General features: G+C 31.1%; 3 protein-coding genes. All 3 read right to left on the bottom strand.

Features of this window, described 5'->3' with window-relative positions; translation table 11 throughout:
* Positions 1-99 precede the first annotated feature (99 nt).
* Genes PF569_06490 through PF569_06480 form a run of 3 tightly spaced genes read right to left on the bottom strand, consistent with a single transcriptional unit; the run spans position 100 to position 2,942 of the window.
* Positions 100-1,845, bottom strand: a complete 1,746-nt coding sequence (locus PF569_06490; protein MDA3855886.1) for a hypothetical protein — start codon at positions 1,843-1,845, stop codon at positions 100-102.
* Between the two features lie 3 nt (positions 1,846-1,848).
* A complete protein-coding gene (locus PF569_06485) occupies positions 1,849-2,223 on the bottom strand; it encodes a hypothetical protein (GenBank protein ID MDA3855885.1) in 375 nt (124 codons plus the stop codon).
* Positions 2,224-2,246: 23 nt separating this feature from the next.
* Positions 2,247-2,942, bottom strand: a complete 696-nt coding sequence (locus PF569_06480) for a hypothetical protein (protein ID MDA3855884.1) — start codon at positions 2,940-2,942, stop codon at positions 2,247-2,249.
* Between the last annotated feature and the right edge of the window lie 171 nt (positions 2,943-3,113).

The following is a 3,113-nucleotide window of genomic DNA, read 5'->3' as shown; positions in this document are numbered from 1 at the left end:
CTAACTCTTCTGAAACTGCTTCTGCTATTTGTAGCCAAAAGTCATTTTGTATAGCATTATGCATTTTTCCTTTAACTGTATTATATATACTCATAAGACTTAGTTCCCACCTTTATAGTATTTTATATCTATATAGTTGCTTGAGTCATATTTAAGTATTTGAGTTCTAGCTAATAGCTCTACATCATCAGCTACTAGTCTATATTCTATCCTCACATCATAATCTGTATATACTTCAGTTAGACCCTCTAATATTGCTAGAGATCCTTTACCCGTTGTTAGTAAAATACGAGATATAGCTGAAAAAGTATAACCTACTTCTCCTATGATAAACCCTGTTGGGCTACCTTGACCTATTAACTCATAGTTATTTACTGATTCAGTTTTCAATTTAACATACACTTTTATCCCTGTTCCAGTAATAGGAAATAAAGGCAATGTAATAGGTAGTGCATATGCACTAGAAAAGTCTAATTTTTCTAATAGAGTTACATAAGAATTATGTTTTCTAACACCTGCTGTATTATCTATCAAAGCACTATAATCTGAATTAAAAACACTATCATAAAAATCTAAAACATCTATATTATAGGCATTAGCTAAATTAGTATCTATATTAGTGTTTACTTCATTTAAAGTTAGTGATCTTGTATTAACTGCTACATCCATGTTAAACACCATAGGAATTATAGTAATCTCTGGATATGTTAAAATGTCTGTTGGTGCATTCTTCTCCCTTATATCTCTAGTTAATTGTATAGCTTGATCTTCAGTCAATCCCTCATCTGTAGTTGTTAGAGCTATAATATTAACGAGGTTGTCTTGAGTAGGAATATAAGCCCATAGATCATTTCCATTATCTAAATTATATTCATAAGCCCCTGTAACTGATACTTTCTTAATATAAGAGAATCCTTCAATGATAGTTTGATAATCCTGTTTAGTAGTAGCTCTATCTCCACTTTGAAAGAATCTTGGGGAGTTTGTCCTTATTTCCTCTATAGGCGCTTCGTCCTCTCCCCCTGCTAAACTTGATGTATTTGTACAGAATAGTTCTACTTGTTCAAAATTAACATTGTATATTGTAGAATCTATGTTAGTTACTAATCCACTTGCTACTATATTACCGTTAGATCCTTTAGTTTCTATATAGTCAAACTTAATTGTGTCTCCATTGGATAATATTTTTCCATTAGTACCATTACCAAAAGTTATTTTAATACCAGAGAAGTCTACTAAGCTTTTAATTTCATATACTTTATCATTTATTCCATAATCAAATAATGTTTCAACTGGTGTCCAAAGAATATCATTAATGTATAAATCATAGTGACTATCCTCTATAGAGTCATTTAATACTATAAATGTTTCGTTTTCTGACCCTTGAGCAAAATTACTATAGGTTTTATGGATACCTTGCACACTTAAAATATCCACATAAGTCTCTGTAATAGGCATTGAGTTTGCTTCTACAGTAGTAAAATCAATTCCAGTATTATCACTAGTTTGAGTCCATTTTGGAAAGTCTATTATCTTAGATGGTTGAGTATCAAAAGCCTCTGAAACTCCAAATCTTATATTTCCAGTAGCTCCTCTTTTCCTAGGAACATCATAGTTATGTACTTTACTTTCTGTTAAAAGTGAAGACCTATTTTGAGCTAGTGACCATGTATTTTCAATAGTCAAGTACTCGTCTTGAAGCTGTTGGTCTTCCATCTCTTCTGATATAGCTTCTATTATATTTACTAATGCTGAATTAGCGAATACATTATTGTGTTCTGTTTTATTTGATAAGTTTGTTAATACCCTATTTCTTATACTATTATAATCAAATTTCTCGCTCATAGCTTATCCCTCATTACTTATTAGATATGTTTGGTTTATTCCAACTCTAAATTGTTCACTATATCCTACTAAAAGTATTTCCCACCTTTTACGTGTATAGTTTGGTGTAACTGTTAAGTTTAATATTTCTAAAGCAGGACTAAAATCATTAGATACTCCTCTTTGAATAGACCTTCTAATCTCTAAAGCCCTTGCATCATTTAATGGTTTTCCTATATGTCTTAAAAGAATCCCACCACCTTGTCTTCTTAGAAACTCATTAGGACTAGATGTAATCCAGAGCCTAAAAGCATTATCAAGAGCATCATTGTTTTTTATATATAATCCATTCTTCTTATTTCCACTAATTGGAATATCAATATAGTTTAATTCTTTCATAATATAATAGTACTTTTTTAGATTTAAGGTACAAGTATGCTTTCTATTTTAGATCCTGTTATATTCCCTGTAGAACTAAGATTTAATGGGGGAACATTACCCGCTGTTAGTAACGCTTTAAGTACTGCTCCACCATCACTTGGCACAGGAGTCCAAGCTACCAGTATACTTACTAAAGTATTAAACTTATCATTTAGTTCATTATAGGCAGTTTCTAAAGCTGAGTATCTAACAGCATTTTCGTCTTGGGAATTAAGAATTATTTTACCATCTTTATCTATAATAACATGAGATCCACTACTCTGAATAAAACCATAACTTCCATCTAGTCTATTGTGAAAAGATAAAGATTGATCTTCATAGAGTGTAAATTGGATGTCCTTGTATGTAGAATCTAGACCATCCACTGATCCTAATATATCCTCTACTTTAGTAAAGTCAAACTTCCCAGATATATTATATTTAAAATCTGTATAATATCTATCATAAAATAAATCATCAGCTAATAGCCAAATTAAAGATCCTACTTCTGGAAGGTTACTCTTCATCTCGTTATCACTAGAGTTTCCTGTAAAAGGTGGAAACCAAGGACAATTTTCAGGATCAATACTAACCATTTCTGGTAATAGCTGAACTTTAACTTTTCCTTTCTTATCAGGATCATCTATTGATATTACTTTTCCTCTATAAAGGTTTAATTTTATTGTATTGTTAGGCATTTATTAACCTTCCTTTTAAAGCATACACACTAGATGGTAGAAACGTACTTTTTCTTCCTATAACACAATGTGTACTAGCCATTTGATTTTTACCATCCCATACTACACCACTTTTTTCAATTAGAGATACCCCTAACATACTAAAGCCACTTGTATCAGAGTCTTCAGAAC

The sequence above is a fragment of the Candidatus Woesearchaeota archaeon genome, from assembly GCA_027858315.1.
Lineage (GTDB): Archaea > Nanobdellota > Nanobdellia > Woesearchaeales > UBA583 > UBA583.
Note: the sequence above shows the minus strand (reverse complement) of the source record. Positions and strands in the feature narration are given on the sequence as shown.